The organism is Oleidesulfovibrio alaskensis DSM 16109 (assembly GCF_000482745.1).
In the GTDB taxonomy this organism is placed as follows: domain Bacteria; phylum Desulfobacterota; class Desulfovibrionia; order Desulfovibrionales; family Desulfovibrionaceae; genus Oleidesulfovibrio; species Oleidesulfovibrio alaskensis.
In genome coordinates, this window is the sequence record NZ_KI519494.1 from 487,210 (window position 1) to 509,922 (window position 22,713).

Here is a 22,713-nt window from a genome sequence, read left to right on the forward strand (position 1 = left end):
GTGTAGGCTACGGTCCGATGATACACTGGGAATGATAACCGCACGGAGGCGGGATGAAGTCGTACAGAAAGGAACTGTGGTTTGAAGTACCTGCGCGCAGAGCCTTTGTGAATATAACGGAAGAGGTGGAAGCCTGCCTGCATGAAAGCGGCATCCGTGAAGGTCTGTGCCTTGTCAACGCCATGCATATTACGGCCAGCGTGTTCATAAATGATGACGAAGCCGGGCTGCATAGCGATTATGACGAATGGCTGGAGCGTCTGGCACCCCATGCGCCTGTGTCGCAGTACAGACACAACGTGGGCGAAGACAACGCCGATGCACACATGAAACGGCAGATAATGGGACGCGAAGTAGTGGTGGCAGTGACACAGGGCAGACTCGACTTCGGCACGTGGGAGCGCATCTTTTACGGTGAGTTCGACGGCCGCCGTAAAAAACGCGCACTGGTTAAAATTATCGGGGAGTGATGCCGGTGCCGCAGTATGAATCCGATGCCGGCCGCCGTGCCGGAGGAGCGCGCCGTGGAATGTGACGGCAGCATGCCGCGCGATGCCGCTGCGACGGGCAGATGCAGGGTGCGGCTGCCGGTACGCATCTGGCGCGCGGTGACGGATGCACGGCGTCCGTGGGCGGTGGATATGATGCTGTATCTTGCCGTCATGACCGGGGTGGTGTGGTTTACGCTGCGCGGTACGGAACAGCTGGGCTACCACTGGCAGTGGCACCGTGCCCTGCGCTATCTTGCGGACACGCGCGGCGGATGGCATGCCGGTCCGTTGCTGCAGGGGCTGCTGGTCACCTTCAAGGTATCGGCCGTCAGCCTGGTTCTGGCAGCCGTCATAGGGCTTGCCGCGGTGCTGCTGCGGCTTTCGCGTTCTGTGGTGGGGCGGGCTCTTGCTGTCTGTTATCTTGAGACTGTCCGCAATACGCCGCTGCTCATTCAGCTTTTTGTCATGTACTTTGTGGTGGCCCCGCTGACGGGCATGGACAGGTTTTTTTCCGCCGTGCTCGCGCTCAGCCTGTTTGAAGGCGCCTATATATCGGAAATAATCCGTGCGGGCATACAGGCTGTACCTGCCGGTCAGTGGGAGGCTGCACGCAGTCTGGGGCTGACCCGCGCGGCCACTTACCGCAAGGTTGTGCTGCCGCAGGCGCTGGGACATGTGCTGCCGCCGCTTACCGGGCAGATGGTCACACTGGTTAAAGATTCGGCGCTGGTAAGCACCATTGCCATTTACGACCTGACCATGCAGGCGCAGGCCATTATTGCAGAAACATTTCTGGTTTTTGAAATCTGGTTTATGGTGGCTGCCATGTATCTTGTCGTTACGCTCAGTCTTTCACTGCTGGCACAGCGCCTTGAGTGCCGGCTGAGAACCGGATCAAAGGCATGTCGCAAGGCTGCCGCATAAGGAGGATTTGTATGAAACGGATGCTGACTGCGGCGGTTGCCGCCGTGCTGCTGCTTGGTCTGGCCGCCGGAGCCTGGGCCGATGTGCGGCAGGAACTTACCCGGCAGAGCACCATCGCCCGTGCGGTGGACAGAGGCGTGCTGAAGGTGGGTTTTTCCACGTTTGTTCCGTGGGCCATGAAAGACAAGCAGGGTGAGTTCATCGGGTTCGAGGTGGATGTGGCCAGACGTCTGGCAGCTGATCTCGGGCTGGAAGTGCAGTTTGTGCCCACCAAATGGTCGGGCATCATACCCGCGCTGCTTACGGGCAAATTTGATGTGATTATCGGCGGCATGAGTGTGAAGCCGGACAGAAATATTTCCGTCAACTTCACTATTCCCTATGATTATGCCGGTATGGCCGTCATGGCGCACAAAGGGAAAGCCGCGGGCTTTTCGCGGCTGGAAGATTTTGACCGGGAGGACGTGGTTGTGGTGGCCCGCATAGGCACTACGGCAGCTTCCGTGGCCAAAAAATATTTTCCTGCAGCGCAGGTGCGTCTGTTTGATGACGAAGCGCAGGCGGTACAGGAACTGCTTAACGGACGTGCCCACGCCATGGTTTCCAGCGCCCCGCTGCCTGCCTTTACCGTGCTGGAACATCCCGACACGCTTTTTATGCCGGTGGAAGGAACCTTTACCCGTGAGCCTGTGGGATTTGCCGTGCGTAAAGGCGACATAGACACGCTGAATGTGTTCAACAACTGGATACGCATGGTCGAATCAGAAGGCTGGCTGAAAGAGCGCAAGCATTACTGGTTTGAAACAAAAGACTGGGAAAGCAGGATCAAATAACTCCGGAGCGCCGCGGCGGAAACTGTGCGGCTTCCGCCGCGGCAGCCGGTATTGTGCCGCGTTGCCGACCTTTTCATGAAAAAAAACACACACCGGTTCTGTCTGCTTGACTATCTGCTGCTGGCTGCCTGCTGCGTGCTGCCTGCTTTTTTTGCATGGCGCATCTGGACAGGGGCAGGATACGACTGGCAGTGGCATGTGATATGGCAGTATTTTTTCCGGCACGACGCGCAGGCGGGCTGGGTGCCTAACCTGCTTGTGCAGGGACTGCTGACCACCATACGGCTGAGCATCTGGGCCACTCTGCTGGCCGTGGTCTTCGGCACGCTGGCCGGTCTGGCCCGTGTGAGCCGCAGCCGCCTGCGGCGTATGCTGGCCCGCACCTATGTAGAGAGCGTGCGCAATCTGCCGCCGCTGGTGCTGGTATTCATTTTTTATTTTTTTGTCAGTTCGCAGGTGATGCCTGCCACCGGTCTGGAGGATGCTCTGTACCGCCTTTCGCCTTTGCAGCAGCGCATTGTGGAGTTTCTGCTGGGGCCGTTGCCCGCTGTGTCTGCATTTACGGCCGGCGTGCTTACTCTTGCCATTTACGAAGGCGCCTATATAGCTGAAATCGTGCGGGCCGGTGTGGAATCTGTTCCGCGCGGGCAGTGGGAGGCTTCCGCCTCGCTGGGGTTCGGGCGTTTTGACATGCTGCGGCTGGTTGTTTTTCCTCAGGCGCTCAAGGTCATCATTCCCCCGCTGGCAGGACAGTTCATCTCCACGATCAAAGATTCGGCCATAGTATCCGTCATTTCTGTTCAGGAACTGACCTTTCAGGGGCTGGAGCTCATGGCGTCCACATTCAGAACGTTCGAGGTGTGGACAACCATTGCCCTGCTGTATCTGATGCTCACGCTGTTTTGCTCTCTGCTTGCGCGCAAGGTGGAAGCGCGGCTGCGCTGGCGGGCCTGATACGGCGCGGTGCGTTTTTCCGCGGGACTGCTGCGGCCGGCTGCCGGACAAAGCCCGCCCTGCGGGGTCAGGCCGGTCTTTCTTTTTCCTGCAGCAGCGAGATGATGCGCTGGGCCATGCTGGCAAGGTCGGGTTTGGAAATCTGATCGTCAGCGCCCACAGATTCGCCTTTATGCCGCAGTTCCGGTGTGATGAGCGACGAGTACAGGATGACGGGCACGTTTCTGGTCAGCGGGTCCTGCTTGATGGTCTTGGTCAGCGACAGGCCGTCCATCAGCGGCATTTCAATGTCGGATATGAGAATATCGACAAAGTCGGACAGCGGGCGGTTTTCCTCTTCGGCTCTTGCCGCTTCGGCGCGCAGCATGGTCAGGGCTTCCTGCCCGTTGGTGGCTATCATGGGTTCTATGTTGGCGGCCTTCAGGTTGGCCACAAGCATGTTGCGGATGGAGGGGGAATCATCGCTGACTATGGCTTTGTAGCGTCTGGGGGCCGTCACCCCCGTGCCTACCTGCCCGCGGGTGGAGGCGTCCAGATCGGCGATGATGTGTTCAAGATCCACCAGCTGGATGAATTTATCATCCATTTTGACTATGCCCACCACAGAATCGGCCCCGATACCCGCGAGAAAACGTCCCGGAGGCTGCACCGACTGCCAGCCCACTCTGTGGATATCCGTCACGCCGGAAACCAGAAATCCGGTGGTGGTTCCGCTGAACTGGGTGACCATGATCACATCGTGTTTGTGCCGCACCACATCAAGCCCCAGCCATTTGCCCAGATCAAGAACCGGCACTGTAAGGCCGCGCAGGGGAATAATGCCCATGAAACACGGGTTGGTGGCTGATTCCGGCGAATCCAGAGCCGGAGCCTCGATAACCTGCATCACTTTGGCCACATTGACTCCCAGATAGCAGGCCTGCTGGCCGGTGTCTGTACGATGGTTCAGAAACAGCTCCAGCACTTCCAGCTCGTTTGTGCCTGCTTCCAGCAGAATATTGTGTTCGGAACTCATGCTACCCCCTGTTGCGGAGAGGTGACGTAACGGCGCCGGAAGATCCGTGCCGGTGTTATTCCGCTATCTGGCAGATGTGCTGCCGCCAGCGGTCTATCTGGTCTTCGTACAGTGCTGCTCCGGCTTCAAACCCGCACTCCGTGCAGGTCACCCGCAGGTTTGTTCAGCGTCCGTGCAGCAGGGCCGGTGCGCCGCATGCAATACAGATTAGCGCTATGTCTTCGCCATTGTCAGTTATACACTGTACTGTCTCATGCCCGCTTGTATTATTTTTCATGCCGCCGTCCTGCGCCCGCCGCAGACCTACCGGTCCTGCGCATGTTTGCGCAGCTCATCGGCCAAGGCCAGTATGGTGTTGGCATAGCGGGTGCTTTTATTATAATGCATGAGCACTTTCTGTTGTTTTTTCCGGCTGATGCCTTCTTTCCAGCCATGTTCGCTAAGATACCGCGACAGGCTGAATACCGCATCGGGCACGCTGAACAGGTTCACTTTGCCGTTGCCGTCGCCGTCCGCCCCGAAACGGGGAATGTTGGAGGGCATGAACTGACACAGACCCACGGCACCGTATACCGAACCGGGCATGGCAACGGGGTCCAGATTGTGCTGCTGCGACCAGCTGAGCAGCGCTTTAAGCTCTTCATAGGCCCAGTCGGATTTTTCGCGGGTGCGCTTGTCCGCCCAGGTTCTGCGGTCGGCTTTGCTCAGGTCTATACTGCCCAGACTGCCGGCCATTATGGCGGTGCTGTTGGTGGCCGCCAGCGAAGAAAGATTGTGCAGAGCCGCGGCGCTGCCCAGATACGCGCCCAGCCGTGTTTCCACAAAAAGCAGCCCCGTGGCCACCTCGGGCGGAATGCCGAACCGCTGCCGGGCCGCCTGCAGCGGCGCACTGTGTTGCCGCATGAAAGCGGCCGCTTTTTCTACATTGGCGCTGGTGACCACACCGGGGTATACGGGTGGCGGGGCGGGCGCTTTTTTTCCGGTGTCTTTGGATTTTGCGGGTGCAGGCGGCGGAAATTTGATGCGGTAGAGGGCCGAAATTTTGCGTGCCATGGGGGCGGGTGAATAGGATTCGCCCATGCGCGCGTACAGCATGATTATGTGCTCTGCGTCGAACCCGTCGCGTATCAGGCGGGTGGCCAGCGGCAGCCAGCCTGCCTGTTCCACTATGCTGTGCGGGTCGCACTGGGCGCGCAGGGTTTCCGCCGTGCGCATGTGTTCCTGCCGGGGTGAAAGCTGTGCGCTGGCAAGCAGTGTTGCGTCATTTGTCTGCTGTTGCGCAGCTGTGCCTGCCCGTGCCTGCGGTGCGGCGCACAGCAGCAGCAAACATAAGCAGATTGCCCGGAGCATTGAAGTCATTGTATGATTCCTGTAAATTCTGATTTATAGAGTCGTGTACTGTCTATACTACGCCGCCCGCGCTTTTATCGCAACGGGTACCGCAAAGGGAAATACGGTGTGCAGCGTCATGAAACGTGATATGGGAACCGAACAGTTGCAGGAGCGTGCCGGAAGGCTGGTGCGTTTTGTCACGCGGGATATCTGGTTGCAGGATATGGAAAAAGCCCGGGGCAGGCGCAGGGGGATTCTGGGTGTGCTGCGCTGGCTGTATCTGGTGGTGCACGGATTTGTGGCCGACCAGTGCCTGCTGCGCGCTTCTGCGCTTACCTACACCACGGTGCTTTCCATCGTGCCCACGCTGGCGGTGGCGTTTTCCATTTCCAAGGGGCTGGGCATCCAGAATACCGAGTTCATCAGGGTGCTGCTGATGCGCATAGCCGCAGGCAGAGAAGATACCGTGACCCAGATTCTGGCCTATGTGGACAATACCAATGTGAAAACGCTGGGGGCCGTGGGGCTGCTTGCGCTGTTCGTCACGGTGGGGTCGCTCATGGGCACCATTGAAAAGGCGTTCAACTCCATCTGGGGTGTGGCCAGAGGCCGTACTCTGTGGCGCAAGTTCACGGACTTTTTTTCTGTGACTCTGGTCTGTCCCATTGTCATGGCGGCGGCTTTTTCGTTTTCTGTTTCGTTGCGGCACGAAACGCTGGTGCAGAAGCTGCTCAATGTAGGCATTGTCAGCTACGCTTATGTGGCGTTTCTCAAGATGGTGCCGTTTCTGATGATCGCTCTGATGCTGTTTTTTATCTATGTGTTCATTCCCAACACGCGGGTGCGTTTCGGCAGTGCGCTGCTGGGCGGGCTGGTGGCGGGGCTGCTGTGGACTCTGGCAGAAGGAGCCTATGTGGGCTACCAGATAGGCGCGGCCAGATACAATGCCATCTACGGCGGTTTTGCGCAGCTGCCGCTTTTTCTCATCTGGGTGTACGTGACATGGGTGATTGTGCTGCTGGGGGCGGAGGTCAGCTTTGCCGTGCAGAATGTCCGTACCTTTGAAAGTGAAATACGGGCCGATACGGCCAGCCGTGAAGAACGGGATAAACTTGCGGTGCTGGTCATGCTGGCGCTGACAAGGGCTTTTTACGCCACGGCCGGTCCTGTGCCGCTGGACAGGCTGTGCATGGTCGCGCGTGCTCCTGTGCGTCTGGTGCAGGATACGCTGGCCGCCATGGAGCGCGTTTCTCTGGTGGTGGGAACCGAAGGCGACGACCCGCGTTATGCGCTGACAGCCCCGCCCGAATCAATCCGTGTCATGGACATACTGCTGGCGCTGGCCAGTCACAAAGTTGCGGGCGACAGGCCGCCGGTGACAGAAGATTTTCCATTTGTGGATGCCGTGTTCCGCAGGTTTTACGAGGCTTCGGCAGCCAGCACGGGTAATCTTTCACTGAAAGAGTTTCACGACGGGCATCTGCCGGAGAGCTTTGCCGCGGAACTTGTGCCTCCTGAACGCGGTTCTGTTGTGCAGGGGGGCTGACGGGGCCGGAAACGGCAGATCAGTGCGGTGTCTCTGGCTGCGGAGCAAACGGCGAACAGGGATCGGTGAAGCAGTCAAATGCGGTCCGGGCTTCGGGCGTTTTCCGGTATTCCAGCACATGCCGGTTGAAGGTTTCCAGAAATCCGGGGTGGGCCGCCAGAAATGTGTTTGAAAAATAGACCCCCAGCGGTTTGTTTTTGAGGGGGTACACCCGCAGCCTGTCAGACAGATTTTCCGCGGTGATTATTTTTTCAAGCACAAGATCATTGGCCACAATGGCGTCTATGCGCCGGGCCAGCAGCATTTCCACCAGCAGACGGGTATTCGGCGGCGTACCCAGCACTTTGTATTCGTTGCATTCCAGCCAGTACAGCATGTTGGAACCGTTGAAGGCACCCACGCAGGCCGTATCTTTAAATTCTTTCATATCCGGCGTCATGGTGCTTTCGCTCAGTATGCACCAGTCCCACTGTTGTTCCGCAATGGTGACAGAATGCGTGGCGTACACGTCGCGTGCCTCGTTCTGGGATGCGGCAAAAAAACCGTCGGAATAGCCGTTCCTGACCATCATCTGTGCACGTCCCCACGGTACGACCACAAGATCGAGTGCCACATTCATACGCGCAAGTGCATATCGGACAGCCCGTACAGCCATTCCGTCAAATGTGCCTTCTGCAGTATAAAAACTGTACGGGCACATGATATGTGTGGCCAGCGAGATGCTTTCCGGAGGTGCGCTGCGGGCCGCTGTCGCATGAATGCAGACAACCAGCGTGATCATAAGCGCAATATATACGCGGCGTATTGCTGTCATGGCAAAGAAGTACCATGAGCAGACCGGCTATGCAGTGACGTTATTTTTTTGTGCAGTTAAAAAACAGGTGCGGTCCGGTACTCCGTGAACCGTGCGGGACAGGATACGGCCGCACCGCGGGAGCGCATAGGGCGTTCCCGCGGTGCGGTGACGGAGATTATCTGTAGGCTTTTTCGAAAATATCAAGGACAGCGGCTTCGTCCAGTTCCACCGGCGTCACATGAAAAAGTCCGCCCATGCTTTCGCGTGCATTACGGGCAAGCGCGGGCAGGTCGGAGCGCTTCACACCGAAATCAGACATTTTCAGTTCTGCCAGCCCGCAGTCGGCTTTCAGCTTTGCCAGCGCGTGAACAAATGCCTCAGGCTGACGTTCTTCGGGCAGGCTGTCCACATCTACACCCATGAAATAGCCCAGATGCGTCATTCTTTCGGGAACAAATCTGGCCAGATGGCTGAAGTACGCTTCGGACAGCATGACCAGTCCGGCACCATGCGGAATGTCGGGATAAAATGCCGAAAGCGCATGCTCAAGCGAATGGTGCGATATGCACGACGACAGTGATTCGCAGATGCCGGCGGCTGTGGATGCCCACGCAAGCATGGTGCGTGTTTCGGGGTTGCTTCCGTCGTGCACGCACTGCGGCAGAAATGTCGAGATAAGATGGATGGCCTGCTGGGCCAGCAGGTCGCTGGAGGGCTGGTTGCAGGTGGCCAGATATGCTTCTGTGGCGTGGAAAAAGGCGTCCATGCCGGTGCAGGCGGTGACGCTGGGCGGTACGCTGAGCATCAGCATGGGGTCGATGATGGAAAAACGGGGAAACGTGGAGTCGTTGCCCCAGCCTATTTTTTCACGCGTGGCGGTGTTGGTGATGACTGTCCACGGGTCGGCCTCTGTGCCGGTACCCGCGGTGGTGGGAATGGCAATGACAGGCAGCGCCGGTTCCGGCGGTGTTTTGCCGCCGCCGGTGCCGCCCATGTAGTCCCAGTAGTCTCCGGGGTTTGCGGCCATGAGGGCGATGGATTTTGCGGAATCGATGCTGCTGCCGCCTCCCAGCCCGACGATGAAATCACAGCGGGCCGAGCGTGCCAGCGCGGCTCCTTCCATCACATGCTCTTTGACAGGGTTTGGCTGTATGCGATCATACACTTCGCTTTCGCAGCCGTTTTGCGCCAGCAGCGAGCGTACCTGTTCCAGATACCCGAGCTTTTTCATGGAACCACCGGCGCTGACCACAACCAGTGCTCTGGTGCCCGGCAGGGGTTCTCCGGCCAGCCGGCGCAGGGTGCCTTGTCCGAAAATAAGCCGTGTGGGCATGTGAAAATTAAAATGCATCATGATAACACTCCTTCCGGCGGATTTACTGTGCGGCGGCAGACCGCGCGACGTGCGGCTGCCCTGTCATGTGTGGCAAGTTTACAGCAGGCTAGCAGGTATGGTTGTCCGGTGCCATGATAGCGGCATGGCCCTGCTGTCCGTATGCCTGACAGTTTTTGGTGTACCCCCTGACAGGGCAGGGACACAAGGAAAAGGCTGTTTTATACTGTACCGGCCGCATGATACGGCGGTCCGGGGGCGGGCAAAGCACCGTGCAGCTGTCCGGTGACGGGCACAGGGACGGGAACGGGCCTGCGGAGATGAAAAAAAAGCGGCAGCGGAAGATGCTCCGCTGCCGCCCTTGGTGTCAGCGCATCAGAAAAGCGCCGTAGGCTTTGACCGTGGCGTACAGGTCGGCCTTGCTTGCCAGCTCGAACGGGCTGTGCATGCCCAGAATGGCCGGACCGAAGTCTATGATGTCCATGCCGTAGGCCGCAAGATACATGGCCACGGTGCCGCCGCCGCCCAGATCAACGCGGCCCAGTTCCGCCATCTGCCATGGTATGCCCTGTTCATTCAGCACCCCGCGCAGCCAGCCCACATATTCCGGATGGGCGTCGTTGGCCTCGTACTTGCCGCGGTGTCCGGTGAATTTGCAGAAGCAGGGACCGTATCCGATGATGGCCGCATTGAGTTTTTCATGCAGGTCCTGCCAGTCGGGGTCCATGGCGCCGTGCACATCGGCGGAAATGGCACGGGTGTTCAGCATTACATCGGAAAAACGCGCCGCGGGCTGCCATGCCGCAATGAGGTCGGCTATGCAGTATTCAAAAAATCGCGACTTGGCGCCGGTGGAGCCTTCGGAACCGATCTCCTCTTTGTCCCAGAACAGCACACAGCGGGTGTATTCCGGCGTGCCGTCCTGCAGCAGGGCTTCCAGAGCGGCAAACACGCATATGCGGTCGTCCTGCCCGTAGCCGCCGATAAGCGCGCTGTCCAGCCCCACATACCGTGCGGGACCGGCCGGTACGGCCTGCAGTTCGGCAGAATACAGGTCTTCCTCCACTATGCCGTATTTGGCGTGCAGTATTTCAAGAATACGTGCTTTAATTTTTTCCTTGGGGGGCTGCTGTGTGTCTGCGTCTTTGCTGTCTGCGGCATTTTCCACAGGGCGGTGGGCAAGGATGATATTCATTTTTTCCGCTTCAAACGCTTCGGAGAGCGTCTGGCCCGACTGTTTCTGCGCCAGATGGGGCAGCAGGTCGGATATGGCGAATACCGGGTCACCGGCGTCATCGCCCACGTTGACCCGCACGACGGTACCGTCTTCCTTTACCACCACGCCGTGCAGGGCCAGCGGGCGCGACAGCCACTGGTATTTGCGGATGCCGCCGTAGTAGTGGGTTTTTGCCTGACCGACGCCGCAGGCTTCGTACAGCGGGTGCTGTTTCAGGTCGATGCGCGGCGTGTCGGCGTGCGCCCCGATGAGCCGCAGCCCCTGCGAAATCGAGTTGCGGCCTTTGGCAGCGATGAAAATGGTTTTGTCTTTGAACACGCGGTAGACGCGGTCATGTGCGAAGTTCTGCGTGTATCCTGCGCTGCGCAGCCGTTCCACAACATATTCCATGGTTTCCCGCTCTGTTTTGCAGCGCGATATAAAGTCGATGTATCGTTCTGCCAGCTCGTCCATGGGCTGTGCGTGTTCTTCAGTACCGTATATTTCCCAGCAGCTTTTGGGGGTATGTTCCAGCTTTGCGTTCATGCGAATGTTTCTCCGGTGATTCAGTGGGTGCACAAAAAAGTCCGGTTTTGTGCTGTGATGCGGCTGCGGCATCGCGCAGCCGTCTGGTCAGCGTATATCTGCTCCCTCGGCTTTGCGCGCCGTGAGCAGGGCGTCAAAATAGCGGATGGTTTCTGCCAGTCCTTCATCTATATCCACGGCGGGTTCCCATTCCAGATGACGGCGGGCCATGCTTATGTCCGGTCTGCGGCGCTGCGGGTCGTCTGCGGGCAGCGGTTTGAATACAAGTTCGGAACGCGAGCCGGTGAGGGTGATGATTTTGTCGGCAAGTTCAAGCACCGTACGTTCGGAGGGATTGCCCAGATTGACCGGCCCGCAGAAATCGGCCGGGCTGTGCATCAGCCGCAGCAGGCCCGACACCAGATCGTCCACATAGCAGAATGACCGCGTCTGCGAGCCGTCGCCGTAAATGGTAATGGGTTTGTGCTGCAGTGCCTGCAGGATGAAATTTGATACAACCCTGCCGTCATTCGGGTGCATGTTGGGGCCGTAGGTGTTGAAAATACGGGCTATTTTGATTTCCACACCGTGTTGCCGCCGGTAGTCCATAAAAAGCGTTTCTGCGCAGCGCTTGCCTTCGTCGTAGCACGACCGCGGCCCGATGGGGTTCACGCGCCCCCAGTAGTCTTCCTGCTGGGGGTGTATTTCCGGGTCGCCGTACACTTCGCTGGTGGATGCCTGCAGAATGCGTGCTTTGACCCGTTTGGCAAGACCCAGCATATTGATGCTGCCGTGTACGCATGTCTTTGTGGTCTGCACGGGGTCAAACTGGTAATGCACCGGTGATGCCGGACAGGCCAGATTGTATATTTCGTCCACCTCTATGTAGAGCGGAAAGGTGATGTCGTGACGCAGCAGCTCAAAGCGCGGGTTATCCAGCAGGTCGCGCACATGGTCGCGGCTGCCGGTGAAATAGTTGTCCACACACAGCACCTCTGCACCTCTGTCGAGCAGCACCCGGCACAGGTGCGAACCGATGAAGCCCGCCCCGCCGGTTACCAGAATGCGCTTGCGGGCAAGATTTTTGAATTCTCCCTGTTGCATGCAGTTCTCCGTTTGATGGCTGTCGGGGATATTCAGACGTTCAGGGCCTGTGCCAGCGCGCCCGCTGCCAGTTTGAATTCTTCGTCGGTCAGGGTTCTGGGGTCAAGGCAGAAAGCGTCTTCCAGCAGCATGCCGGCCAGCGGCGGGTCGGTGTCCAGCAGGCGGTTTTTCAGCTCGGTGGCGGAAACGGATGCCGGATGCACGCAGGCCAGTGTGGTGGGCAGGTCGCGTTCGGGAAAAGAGCCCCCGCCCACGCGTGAAGCGCCCTTGCGCAGGGTTACCGTGGCGCGGTCTTCCAGTGTTCTGCGCAGGCGGGCGGCAAGCCGTCGTGCGCGGCGGGCCAGTTCGTCCGGGGTGGCCAGAATCATGGCAAGCGTGGGAATTTCGCGTCTGGCGCGGTCCATGTCTGTATACAGCCGCAAAGTGGCTTCCAGCGCGGCGAGTGTCATTTTATCAATGCGCAGGGCGCGGTTCATGGGGTTTTTCTTGATGCGTTCTATTATTTCACGCCGCCCCACTATAATGCCTGCCTGCGGGCCGCCCAGCACTTTGTCTCCCGAAAAAGTGACCACGTCGGCACCGTCAGCCACCACCTGTTGCACTGTGGGTTCGTGCCCCATGCCCAGGCCGGAAAAATCATAAAACACACCGCTGCCCAGATCTTCAATGACCGGAAGCCGGTGCTGTCTGCCCAGACTGCACAGTTCTTCCAGCGGCACCTCTTTGTGGAATCCCGTGATGCGGTAATTGGAGGTATGCACCTTGAGCAGCGCCGCCGTGTTTTCGTTGATGGCCCCGGCATAGTCTTTGAGATGCGTGCGGTTGGTGGCGCCCACCTCGCGCAGTATGGCGCCGCTGCGGGTCATCACATCGGGAATGCGGAAACTGCCGCCTATTTCCACCAGCTGCCCGCGTGAGACGATGACCTCTCTGCCTTTGCACAGAGTGTCCAGCACCAGCAGTACGGCGGCGGCATTGTTGTTGACCACCAGACCGGCTTCTGCGCCTGTCACGCTTTTCAGTATTTCTTCCACATGGCTGTAGCGGCTGCCGCGTTCACCGGTGGCAAGGTCGAACTCAAGGTTGGAGTAGTGGGCGCATGCCTGACTGACGGCGCGTGTGGCTTCTGCCGCCAGCAGCGAACGGCCCAGATTGGTGTGCACCACCACGCCCGTGCCGTTGAGAACCCGCCGGAAACGCGGCCTGCTTTTGGCTGCGACATATGCGGTCAGGCGCGGCAGCAGCGCATCCAGCGAAAGCGCTTCGGGACTGGAGTGCACTCCGGCGCGGATTTCTTCGCGGCAGATATCCAGAAATGCGTTGATATGCTCGCGCAGCATGGCGCGCGGCATGCTGGCTGCGTCATTGCCGGTGGGTGGGGTATCTTTCCGGCTGCGGGAACCGGAAGCGGCTTCCTGCGGCCGGGCCGCCAGCGCGTGCAGCACGGCATCAACAGAGGGCAGAGAGCGGAAAAGCTGGTTCACAGGCGCTTCCTTGGCTGATTGGTGGCATGACGACGGTGGGCGATGCCTTGTGCTGCCGGAGTACGGCGCAGCATGGTCCGGGTTCAGCCGGTCGCCGCGTATGCACAGCAAGGGGCTTGCCGGCCGCAGACCGGCTAACCCGCCGGAACCTCATCCGTCTTACGGTCTCAGATATTCCGGATGGAGTGTAAAGAAGTCGGCCAGCAAATACAAGGAGCCGCAGATAAGCACAGGATTTTCCGCAGCGTATGCGGCGGCCTTGTCCAGCGCTTCACGCACGGATGCGCAGGGTATTGTTTCTGTCGGCCCGTCCGGGGCGCCGCCCAGCCGCACGGCCAGCTCCTGCGGGGTTGCGGCGCGTGAGTTCTGCGTCAGGGCGGGCAGCAGCACCGGCCCGTCGGTCAGGGCCGACAGCAGGTCCGGTATTCCTTCAAGGTTTTTATCTTTCATGGCGCCGAAAATGATTGCAGCAGGGCGGATATTTTCCGCCGCGAGGGCTGCCTGCAGCGCACGGAGCCCGTGCAGATTGTGGCCGCCGTCCAGAATGAGCGCCGGGTGGTCCGGGGCAGGTGCGATGTGCTGCATGCGGCCCGCTATCCACGCATCGGCTATGCCCAGCGTTACCACATCGGACCAGGGGATGAGAGTGGGACGCGGAAGGGCTTTTTCATCCATGACGGTCTGCAGGGCCGCCACGGCCAGCGCCGCGTTGTGCAGCTGGTGGACACCGTTCAGCACCGGGCGGGCCTCTTCCGGCAGTGAATCGGGGCCGGCAGCCACTGTAAATGGGGATCCGGCGGTATTGCTGGCATTTTTCAGTATTTCAAGCACGGCATCAGTCTGGCGGGCCGACACGACAGGCACATTGCTGCGGATGGCACCGGCTTTGTCCGCGGCTATTTTTTCAACGGTGTCGCCGAGAATCTGCTGATGATCCAGCGCCACGGGGGTGAATACCACGGTATCGGCCGCTATGGCTGTGGTGGCATCGTACGTGCCCCCCAGACCGGCTTCAAAAACAGCCAGATCAACTTCGTAGTCTGCAAAGGCCAGTGCAGCCAGCACGGTCAGAAATTCAAAATACGTCAGCACTTCACCGCCGGCGGCCATAATATCGTTGGCCAGTACCAGCCAGTCTTCTTCGGGCAGCATCTCGCCGTCCACCAGCACGCGTTCGCGCGGGGTGATAAAATGAGGAGAGATGAACAGGCCCGTGCTGAATCCGGCTCCGGTGGCAATGGAAGCCATGAAGGTGGCTGTGGAACCTTTACCGTTGGTGCCCACAACCTGCACCACAGGGTATTCCGGACGGGTAAGCTCCAGCTCTTCCAGCACGCGTTTGATGCGCGCCAGATCAAGCTCCATGTGAAACAGCCCCAGATTGTCCAGATGCGCCAGCACGTCGGCGTAGCTGGTAAAAGGCCCCTGAGGCATGGTGGTATCAAAATCCGCAGCGTTGTCGTTCATGTCTTGTCACTCCGTGGCGTGATGCGGGCGCATGCCCTGTGCAAAGCACCCGTATGGGATGCGGCCGCGTCCGTCAATATAAATACGTCATAAACACGCTGCGGACTCTTGACCGGCGGCCCTGCTTCGGATAAGAACATCATCCTCGCGCGCCTGTAGCTCAGTCGGATAGAGCAACTGCCTTCTAAGCAGTCGGCCAGGGGTTCGAATCCTCTCAGGCGCGCCAGTTATGAAAGTAAGGGCTTATCATGGAAACATGGTAAGCCCTTTTTTCGTCGGAAAAATGGGTGCTTGGTGCAACTCTCACCAAGAGACCGCCATCATGACGGCCTGTGGGGCAACGTTCGGCAGAACATGGCACCAGCCTTGGCAGACAAAACTTCCGGCATCAACGCCATCGTCTATCAGATATACGGAACCGCCGGCTAACTCCGGCGGCGCAGGTACGAGTATGTACAGGCGCGCTGTTCAACACTGACGAAATGGACGTAAGCCACGGCTCGCAGTTTCTGCAGGATTTGGAAAACAATATTGTGGCGCAGTTCACAGGTGCCGAGACGTCTGTATCTCCAGCATCCTCAGGTAGTTAAGGCATGAAAAAAAGCCCCCGCATTGCAAGAATGGGGGGCATGGACCGGAGGCGTTGCAGACTGCAAGCCTCCAGTCCTTAGTCCAAGGCTGCCACTATGAAGACACGTAAGTGTGTGCCGCCCGATGAGCCTTTAGCCTAGCTATTACAGTTCATGCTCAGTACGAGCGATCAGCTCATCCTGAATGTTTGCGGGCAGGTCAGTCCAGTAGGCGCTGTAGCCGGCAACACGAACCATGAGGTCTTTGTACTTTTCAGGCTCTTTCTTTGCTGCAATCAGATCGTCGCGGTTAAGCACGTTGAACTGAATGTGCTTGCCTTTGTAGTCGCTGAAGTAGGTCTTGATAAGGGAGGCCAGGTTTGCAGTCCCTTTCTCGCCCCTGATGTTGCTGGGAGAGAAGCGCATGTTGAAGAGCACGCCGTACAGGTCATGCTGGTCAATGCTGCCTGCGGACTTGATAACCGCAGAGGGACCGTTCACGTCGGTACCCTGTACAGGGGAAACAGCGCCGTCGGAGAAGGAAGTTCCGGCTTTACGGCCGCAGGGCAGCGCGCCGGTCTTGGCGCCCGTTCCACCGTGGAAACCGATGGAGTGCGGGGAAACCTCATACCTGCCGCCGTCCGTTGCAGGCTGTGCGTGCCAGATTTCCTTGATCCAGTTGTACACGTCGGTCAGCAGCTGATCCACTTCGGGGATGTCGTTACCGAACTTGGGCATAGCCATGCACTTGGCACGCAGTTCTTCGTGGCCTTCCCAGTTGGCGCGCATTGCATCCAGCATTTCCTGCGGGGTGCAGATCGGGTTTTCGCCAAACACGCCGTGCTTAAGCACGTACAGTTCGTTGGCTACGTCCTGCACGGCTACGGGCACTATGTACATGCAGCTGTCAGCATGTTCTGCACCGCCGAGGCTGCAGACCTTGCCACGGCCGATGCAGTCATCGGTGAAGGCAGACATCATGATATCGGGGAAGGTGTCGCCGTGCTGGAGCTTTGCTGCACGTCCGCTCTTGGTGCTGACATTTGCCCAGTATTCAATCATGGCCTTGTAAGCTGCAACAAACTCTTCATAGGAGGTCATCTGGGTAAAGTCGCCGGTTTTCGGCCCCAGCTGCGAGTTGGAGATGAAATCCCAACCGTTGTACATGGTAAGCTCAAGGATTCGGCCATAGCTGGTAACCAGAGGCCAGATGGAGCTGGTTTTGCCGGGAACCGTGTGCAGGGTACAACCGCCCAGAGCGTAGTTGCGTGCTTCCTCCATCGTGTAACCACGGGCAAGCAGGTACTGGATGCTGGGTTCGTCGTTGAAGAAGGCAGGGAAGCCCATGCCCAGCTTAACGGTTTCCAGTGCACGCTTCATGAACTTGGGATCGATCTGGGTGTGCCAACGCACGGATATCGTCGGGTGAGTCGTTCTTACACGCTCTGCGGCTTCCAGGAATGCGAAGGACAGTTCGTTGGTGGCGTCTCTGCCGGTCTTGGGGTCTACGCCGCAGATAACGCAGTTATGGAAGTGGGATTCGCTGCTCAGGTTCGGAGTCATAACGTCGGGCCAGAACTGGCGCTTACCCATAATCTTGACTCGGAAGCATTCGAACAGCTGGACAACATATTCGTCGTCGATTTTGCCGCTGGCAATGTCAGACTTGTACTGGGGGTACATGATCTGATCGATACGGCCATAGCCCATGCCGAAGGTACGGGTATCGTAAAAGACCATGAGCAGACCGAATACGAGAGACTGGAGGGCTTCCTGGAAGGTTTCTGCCGGATGTTCCGGAACGCGGTTGCATACGCGGGCCATCTCTTCCAGTTCTGCCTTGCGAACCGGATCGGTTTCCTTGGCTGCCAGTTCGGTGGCAAGGTCACGATATCTGTGAGCGTAATCGATACCACCCAGCAGCATTTCCTTGAGTCCAAGCCAGAACTCATGGCGACGATAGTCTTCGTAGGTAATCATTACGAACTTTTCGAGCTGCTCGTCGATATCTGCGATCAAGCCGCGGACGCCTCTTTTCACCAGACGGTCAAGGTCGGGGCAGTTCCATGCTTTTTCAGCAAACATTTCAGAAACAGTGTTCACGATCCAGGAACCGGCTTCACCGATCTTGTGTTCCAAAGCGGCTTCTTCGTCACCGAGGAAGGCAATCCACTTTTCCTTTCCGCCTGTTTCTCTGAAATATTCACCGATGGATCTGCCGATTTCCATCTGCTCTTCATCTTCCCACCTGAAGAAGCCCTTTCTGCCTTCCACACCATAGTTGTCGATGTAGTCTACAATCCAGGTTGCAGCCAGATCGGGGAAGAATTCGGGGCCCATCGGCTTGGCGCTGAAGTCACCGCAAAGCAGCTGATGGTCATCAATACGGATGGGCATTTCCTGAAGGATTTTGCGAATGGCCTTGCCGCGTCTGCGGAAGAAATGCAAGCTTTCCGTTTCCTTGTAGCTTTCCATAAGAAGCTGCGCGCGCGACATAGACATAGACTGGGAGTAACGCAGAGGGTTCAAAACATCCCACATCACGTTACCACGAGAGCGATCCTCATACTTGTTGTATTGGACTTTTTCAACGTTCTTCATGTCTTTAACTCCTTCTACCTTTGTTGTTACAGCTGGCTGCAAACATGCATGTTTCCATTATAAAAAGGCTACTGTACTGCACTGGATATACAGAACCGCAAAACCAACTTTCATTTCACAACACCACCGGCGGTTCCTTTCTGCCGATCAGGCGGCGTTGGCAGGAACCAATTCAGGCTGTCGGCCTAGAACGACATGACAAGCTCTTCCAGTTCATCAAGATACTTGTCTGACTGCCGCGCATGCCTTTGCGGCTCACTGAACCCCAGGCGCAAATACTTGTCTTCTCCAAGATTATTGTATGCAAGAAGCTCAAGGTGCTCAGATGGAGACAATCCAAGTTCGTTTTTAATAAAACTTGCAGTTGCCTCTATGTTCTCTTTGTCGTCGTTAAAACCGGGAATAAGAGGAGTTCTGAAGAGCATCTGCTTTTTAGCTTCAACAAGCTTTCTGGCATTCTCGAGAATGAGCCTGTTGGATACTCCGGTTCCCTCTTTATGCTTTTCGTCATCCATGCACTTGAGGTCGTAGTAGACGTAGTCTGCGTCCTCGGTAATTTGCTGCACCCGCTCCCAGGGGTAGGCACCGGTTATCTCTACGCAGGTATTGATCCCTTCTTCCTGGGCTTTCTTCAAAAGAGCTGCGGTAAATTCCGGCTGAACCGCACAGTCTCCGCCAGAGATTGTCAGACCACCACCAGAGTTCAGATACAGATTGTAGTCGCTGGAAACCTGCTTCATAACCTCTTCAACGGTCATGGGTTTGCCTTCAACTTTACGCGTCATGGACAGACAGACAGCCGGTGAAGTGCATGCGCCGCAAGCGGTACAACGTTCCCAGTCAATCACTAATTTGCCGTCAACGATGCTGTTGGCTTTGTTAGGACATGCATCGATGCATCTGCCGCACGAAGTGCACTCATCTGCCCGAAACATAAGAACAGGGTGCAGGCTCTGGGACTCCGGGTTCTGACACCACTTACAACGTAGCGGACATCCTTTCAGGAACACCGTCGTCCGTATTCCGGGGCCGTCATGAGTAGAATAGCGTTGGATGTTGAATACTTGTCCAATCAGATTGTTTTCTTGAGCCACTTGTAACCACCTTGTAGCTTTGTACCGCCGACCGGCTGCGCAGTATTTACCGAAGCCGGACGTACAGATACGGAAGTTCTCTAATTGGCTGCGGCTTCAGCCTCGGGCGTATCATCCATAGAGGAAACCTTGCCCTCTGCTGTCATGGGCAGGCTGGCTGCAAGCAAAGCTGACACTACGAAGGACGCAAGGGCGAACATAATCGAATATGTGTAGCTTCCGGTGCTGTCCTTGAGGTAGCCGCCGATCAGCGGGCCGATGAAGGGGCCTACGCCCATAACGATCAGCGTTGCCAGACCCCATATCTTGCCGAGGGTGGCCCGACCGTAAATGGCGCCTGCGTAGCCAACAACGCCACCGGGAACAACAGCCCAGTAGATTGCGAAGATGACGCACGAGATAGCACCGAGGAAGAACGTTGTTTGCGTTTGCAGCAGAAGCATGGCGCAGGCGACAATGCCGGTGATAGGGCCAAAAATGAGCATTTTCTTACGGCCCTGCGCCTCACAGGAAGACCTGGCTACCGCCTTGTCTGCAACGATACCCATGAGAGGCATGGAGAAGATGCCTACGATGCCGATGATAATGTAAAGGTTGGTGGCTTCGCCCAGCTGCAGGCCAAGATCAGCTGTCCAGTAGCTGATAACCTGAGTCCATACGAGGAACTCTGCCAGCATACTGGTCAGGAACATGAAGATCGCACCCCAGATGGGATAGGTGGAGAAAGCTTCCCTGATAGCCCAGACCTTTTCAGGCTTACCGCTTTTCTGCGGCATTTCGCCAAAGGCCTGCATGTTGTAATCTTCGGGATTTCCCTTTGCCAGCAAACCTGCGACCACCAGGCAGGCCAGAGTCAGAACACCCAGCACCTGCATTGCGGCACGCCAGGCGTCACCTTCAGCTCCGGCAAGAGCCTGCTTTACAAAAAGACTCATAATAACCTGAGACATGGGCGCACCCATAAAGGCTATGCCGAACATTTTTGCGTAGTTTTTGCCCACATACCACTTGCGGATAGAGATGGTAGATGAAACCCACAGCATGCCTGTGGCGACCCCGGCAAGGATGCCGTAGGAGGCGTAGTAGGCATAAAGGCTCTGGGTCAGGCTGGTAACATAGAAGCCGGAAGCGCCGAGGATGGCTCCGATAAAGTAGACAGGCTTGGTTCCCCACTTATCGAGGATCATGCCACAGAAGAAGGCGGCAATGGCATAAAACATCATCATGAAGGAATAGCCCAGAGTAACCTCGGCCTGAGACCATCCCATATCAGCGCTCATAGGAACTTTGAGAATTGAGAAGGTAGCCCGATAGCCAAACAGACAGAACATGGCCAGCCAAGAGGCTGCAACCACTGACCAACCATAACAATTTTTGCTTTTGCCCACGTCTTTCTCCTTGTAAATGCATGGCACGACGCCATTCCGCGTTTGTGTGATTCTTGCATTTACATATTGTATGCCAATCACATGAAATCTTATAAAAAGAGGAGTAAAAACGGATTGTTACGCTAATTAACTTTCAAAAGACACTTTGTGTGCTGTAAGATAAAGTGTAACAACGCGTGACAGGTAGACGAAGAAAAGAGCTGCCAAAGCAAGTGTGCAGAATGGTTTGAGGAGCGATTCAAAAAGGCTGTTTGCTGCTTGAATCAACGGTTTCTATCAATTGGCAGGGTGGTCCAAGCCTGGCGGGCGTAAGGCTCTGAAGCACCCTGTCACGCTTGTGACAGCTGTCACAAAAGGGAGCAGTTTTTAAACTCAGCTGGCGAGTCACACCTTTCAGACAGGAGGAATACCGCGATGCTTGAAGATATTTATGGTCACGATCTCAAGCAACTAGTGAATTTTCAGCGCAAAATTATAGACCTATGCGCGGACGCTCTGATGGTAGTCAACAAGGAGGGGCGGCTTATTTACATTAATGAAAGCTTTAAAGAGCTTCATGGCTTAGGCGAAGAAGTGCTGGGAGAGCCGGTAAGCAACATAATTGATAATACCCGGTTAAATATCGTCGCCCAGACAGGTATCGCAGAGCATGATTGTCTTCAGGAAATTGAGAACCACTCGTTTATAGTCTCGCGCATACCGTTTTACGAGGATGGAAACTGCATCGGTGCAGTCGGGATGATCCGTTTCCGGCATGTGGATGAAATTCAAAAGCTCACAGAGAATATTAAAGAGCTTAAAAACGAAATTGAAAGGTTACGCAAAAGCAAAAAAGCAAGCGATGAAGCCGAATACACTTTCAGCCACATTCCGGGAATCGCCCCCGCAGCCAGAGAGGCAAAAAACAAAGCCATGCTGGCCGCCCCGCGGAACGTGACGGTTTTGTTACGCGGAGAATCCGGTGTGGGTAAGGAAGTATATTCCCAGAGCATTCACAATTTCAGCCAACGTTGTGATGGTCCGTTTATACATCTCAACTGCAGCGCCATTGCCGAGCACCTGATCGAATCTGAACTGTTCGGCTACGAAGAAGGCGCCTTTACCGGAGCCCGCAAGGGCGGACGCAGAGGCATGTTTGAACAGGCCGACAAAGGCACAATTTTTCTGGATGAAATTGGTGATATGCCGCTTGCAGCGCAGGTTAAGCTGCTGCGTGTAATTCAAGAGGGCAAAGTCAGCCGCATAGGAAGTGAAAAGATCACAAAGGTTGATGTCCGGATTATTGCTGCAACAAACCGGAATCTTGAAGAAATGGTGAAAGAAAAGACCTTCAGGGAAGACCTGTTCTATCGCCTGAACGTTATCCCCATTAAACTGCCTGCCCTGCGCCACGCGGTTGAGGAAATTCCGATATTAGCCAAGCGCATCTGGAAGCGGATGTCCCGGAAAAACGGCATGTTCCATAAGTACCTTAACAGCAGCGCCCTGATCGCCCTGCAAGAATACCCGTGGCCGGGGAATGTCCGGGAATTACAGAACTTTTTGGAACGCTGTATGATAATGTCGCGCGAAAACGATATCACTGCTGAAATCGTTAACACTGTTCTTCAAAACGGTGTGGCATGTGATTTGATGCAACCGGAAGATGCTCTTGAACTGTTACCTCTTGCAGAACTGGTTGAGAAGACCGAGCTTCAGGCCATATCCCGTGCTTTGAGCGCCGCCAACGGTAATCGTTCCGCCGCAGCGCGCAGACTCGGGATAACCCGCCCTCTGCTCTATAAAAAGATGATTAAATACGGGCTTAAATAACCCCTTGAAATAGGGATAGCCGGTTTGCCAGTCTGACAGGCATACCGGCGCGGGCGTTTCGCCCGCCTGCTGTCACAGAATGCGAACTGCGGCCTCTGTTTTACCGCGACCTGCGGGTTTACAAGACCGGGCTGCGTTTGACCGGGCGCGTTTGACCGGGCGCGTTTGGGCTCAGGAGCCGGCTGTACGGACCATATGGCAGCTTGAGGGATCATATCAAAAAGCTCCC

17 protein-coding genes and 1 tRNA gene are annotated in these 22,713 nt (G+C 56.7%); 7 read left to right on the top strand and 11 right to left on the bottom strand.

The annotated features are described in order from the left end of the window. Positions 1–53: 53 nt before the first annotated feature. The 4 genes from H586_RS0114270 (at position 54) to H586_RS0114285 (ending at position 3,202) form a co-directional block, all read left to right on the top strand. Positions 54–470, top strand: coding sequence for a secondary thiamine-phosphate synthase enzyme YjbQ (locus tag H586_RS0114270; RefSeq protein WP_011368830.1), 417 nt, complete (start codon positions 54–56; stop codon positions 468–470). Between the two features lie 15 nt (positions 471–485). Then, positions 486–1,415, top strand: a complete 930-nt coding sequence (locus H586_RS0114275; RefSeq protein WP_027182395.1) for an amino acid ABC transporter permease — start codon at positions 486–488, stop codon at positions 1,413–1,415. Between the two features lie 11 nt (positions 1,416–1,426). After that, complete coding sequence (locus tag H586_RS0114280) at positions 1,427–2,248, top strand: transporter substrate-binding domain-containing protein (protein WP_011368828.1); 822 nt, start codon at positions 1,427–1,429, stop codon at positions 2,246–2,248. Positions 2,249–2,323: 75 nt separating this feature from the next. Then, entirely contained in the window at positions 2,324–3,202 is an 879-nt protein-coding gene (locus H586_RS0114285; protein WP_027182396.1) for an amino acid ABC transporter permease, read from the top strand. A gap of 67 nt (positions 3,203–3,269) precedes the next feature. Here H586_RS0114285 and H586_RS0114290 read toward each other — a convergent pair whose 3' ends face one another. Both H586_RS0114290 and H586_RS19405 read right to left on the bottom strand, forming a co-directional pair. After that, positions 3,270–4,217, bottom strand: a complete 948-nt coding sequence (locus H586_RS0114290; RefSeq protein WP_011368826.1) for a chemotaxis protein — start codon at positions 4,215–4,217, stop codon at positions 3,270–3,272. 303 nt (positions 4,218–4,520) lie between these two features. Then, positions 4,521–5,576: a lytic murein transglycosylase gene (locus tag H586_RS19405; RefSeq protein WP_051364037.1), complete on the bottom strand. Its 1,056-nt coding sequence runs from the start codon at positions 5,574–5,576 to the stop codon at positions 4,521–4,523. Positions 5,577–5,685: 109 nt separating this feature from the next. Here H586_RS19405 and H586_RS19410 point away from each other — a divergent pair, with 109 nt between their 5' ends. Continuing rightward, a complete protein-coding gene (locus tag H586_RS19410; protein WP_051364038.1) occupies positions 5,686–7,095 on the top strand; it encodes a YihY/virulence factor BrkB family protein in 1,410 nt (469 codons plus the stop codon). Between the two features lie 19 nt (positions 7,096–7,114). On the opposite strand, the gene H586_RS19415 is transcribed toward H586_RS19410, so the two are convergent. The 6 genes from H586_RS19415 to H586_RS0114345 all read right to left on the bottom strand — a co-directional run bounded on the left by H586_RS19415 (position 7,115) and on the right by H586_RS0114345 (position 15,020). Next, positions 7,115–7,909 (bottom strand): substrate-binding periplasmic protein, encoded by a 795-nt coding sequence (locus H586_RS19415; protein WP_011368823.1) that lies wholly within the window; start codon positions 7,907–7,909, stop codon positions 7,115–7,117. A 157-nt stretch (positions 7,910–8,066) separates the two neighbouring features. Further along, positions 8,067–9,245 (bottom strand): iron-containing alcohol dehydrogenase, encoded by a 1,179-nt coding sequence (locus H586_RS0114315; protein ID WP_027182397.1) that lies wholly within the window; start codon positions 9,243–9,245, stop codon positions 8,067–8,069. A 346-nt stretch (positions 9,246–9,591) separates the two neighbouring features. After that, positions 9,592–10,986, bottom strand: a complete 1,395-nt coding sequence (locus H586_RS0114330; RefSeq protein ID WP_027182398.1) for an aminopeptidase — start codon at positions 10,984–10,986, stop codon at positions 9,592–9,594. A gap of 87 nt (positions 10,987–11,073) precedes the next feature. Continuing rightward, positions 11,074–12,069: a UDP-glucuronic acid decarboxylase family protein gene (locus H586_RS0114335; protein ID WP_027182399.1), complete on the bottom strand. Its 996-nt coding sequence runs from the start codon at positions 12,067–12,069 to the stop codon at positions 11,074–11,076. Positions 12,070–12,101: 32 nt separating this feature from the next. After that, on the bottom strand, positions 12,102–13,553 hold the full coding sequence (gene selA, locus H586_RS0114340) for an L-seryl-tRNA(Sec) selenium transferase (RefSeq protein WP_011368819.1): 1,452 nt from the start codon (positions 13,551–13,553) through the stop codon (positions 12,102–12,104). Positions 13,554–13,712: 159 nt separating this feature from the next. Next, on the bottom strand, positions 13,713–15,020 hold the full coding sequence (locus H586_RS0114345; protein WP_051364039.1) for a bifunctional folylpolyglutamate synthase/dihydrofolate synthase: 1,308 nt from the start codon (positions 15,018–15,020) through the stop codon (positions 13,713–13,715). A 149-nt stretch (positions 15,021–15,169) separates the two neighbouring features. On the opposite strand from H586_RS0114345, the gene H586_RS0114350 reads away from it, so the two are divergent. After that, positions 15,170–15,246, top strand: a tRNA-Arg gene (locus H586_RS0114350). A gap of 508 nt (positions 15,247–15,754) precedes the next feature. On the opposite strand, the gene H586_RS0114355 is transcribed toward H586_RS0114350, so the two are convergent. From H586_RS0114355 to H586_RS0114365, 3 genes are all read right to left on the bottom strand, one after another. Beyond that, complete coding sequence (locus H586_RS0114355) at positions 15,755–18,190, bottom strand: pyruvate formate lyase family protein (protein WP_011368817.1); 2,436 nt, start codon at positions 18,188–18,190, stop codon at positions 15,755–15,757. Between the two features lie 185 nt (positions 18,191–18,375). Beyond that, positions 18,376–19,284, bottom strand: coding sequence for a glycyl-radical enzyme activating protein (locus H586_RS0114360; RefSeq protein WP_034619324.1), 909 nt, complete (start codon positions 19,282–19,284; stop codon positions 18,376–18,378). A gap of 80 nt (positions 19,285–19,364) precedes the next feature. After that, positions 19,365–20,672 carry an MFS transporter gene (locus H586_RS0114365; protein ID WP_027182403.1) on the bottom strand — a complete coding sequence of 436 codons (1,308 nt, stop codon included), beginning with the start codon at positions 20,670–20,672 and terminating at the stop codon, positions 19,365–19,367. A 414-nt stretch (positions 20,673–21,086) separates the two neighbouring features. Here H586_RS0114365 and H586_RS0114370 point away from each other — a divergent pair, with 414 nt between their 5' ends. Continuing rightward, positions 21,087–22,484 (top strand): sigma-54 interaction domain-containing protein, encoded by a 1,398-nt coding sequence (locus tag H586_RS0114370; protein ID WP_011368814.1) that lies wholly within the window; start codon positions 21,087–21,089, stop codon positions 22,482–22,484. Positions 22,485–22,713: the final 229 nt, after the last annotated feature.

What these genes read in the sequence shown, in the direction of transcription:
- H586_RS0114270 (WP_011368830.1), top strand. Translation starts at nt 54, where the DNA reads ATGAAGTCGTACAGAAAGGAACTGTGGTTTGAAGTACCTGCGCGCAGA.
- H586_RS0114275 (WP_027182395.1), top strand. Translation starts at nt 486, where the DNA reads ATGAATCCGATGCCGGCCGCCGTGCCGGAGGAGCGCGCCGTGGAATGT.
- H586_RS0114280 (WP_011368828.1), top strand. Translation starts at nt 1,427, where the DNA reads ATGAAACGGATGCTGACTGCGGCGGTTGCCGCCGTGCTGCTGCTTGGT.
- H586_RS0114285 (WP_027182396.1), top strand. Translation starts at nt 2,324, where the DNA reads ATGAAAAAAAACACACACCGGTTCTGTCTGCTTGACTATCTGCTGCTG.
- H586_RS0114290 (WP_011368826.1), bottom strand. Translation starts at nt 4,217, where the DNA reads ATGAGTTCCGAACACAATATTCTGCTGGAAGCAGGCACAAACGAGCTG.
- H586_RS19405 (WP_051364037.1), bottom strand. Translation starts at nt 5,576, where the DNA reads ATGACTTCAATGCTCCGGGCAATCTGCTTATGTTTGCTGCTGCTGTGC.
- H586_RS19410 (WP_051364038.1), top strand. Translation starts at nt 5,686, where the DNA reads ATGAAACGTGATATGGGAACCGAACAGTTGCAGGAGCGTGCCGGAAGG.
- H586_RS19415 (WP_011368823.1), bottom strand. Translation starts at nt 7,909, where the DNA reads ATGACAGCAATACGCCGCGTATATATTGCGCTTATGATCACGCTGGTT.
- H586_RS0114315 (WP_027182397.1), bottom strand. Translation starts at nt 9,245, where the DNA reads ATGATGCATTTTAATTTTCACATGCCCACACGGCTTATTTTCGGACAA.
- H586_RS0114330 (WP_027182398.1), bottom strand. Translation starts at nt 10,986, where the DNA reads ATGAACGCAAAGCTGGAACATACCCCCAAAAGCTGCTGGGAAATATAC.
- H586_RS0114335 (WP_027182399.1), bottom strand. Translation starts at nt 12,069, where the DNA reads ATGCAACAGGGAGAATTCAAAAATCTTGCCCGCAAGCGCATTCTGGTA.
- H586_RS0114345 (WP_051364039.1), bottom strand. Translation starts at nt 15,020, where the DNA reads ATGAACGACAACGCTGCGGATTTTGATACCACCATGCCTCAGGGGCCT.
- H586_RS0114355 (WP_011368817.1), bottom strand. Translation starts at nt 18,190, where the DNA reads ATGAAGAACGTTGAAAAAGTCCAATACAACAAGTATGAGGATCGCTCT.
- H586_RS0114370 (WP_011368814.1), top strand. Translation starts at nt 21,087, where the DNA reads ATGCTTGAAGATATTTATGGTCACGATCTCAAGCAACTAGTGAATTTT.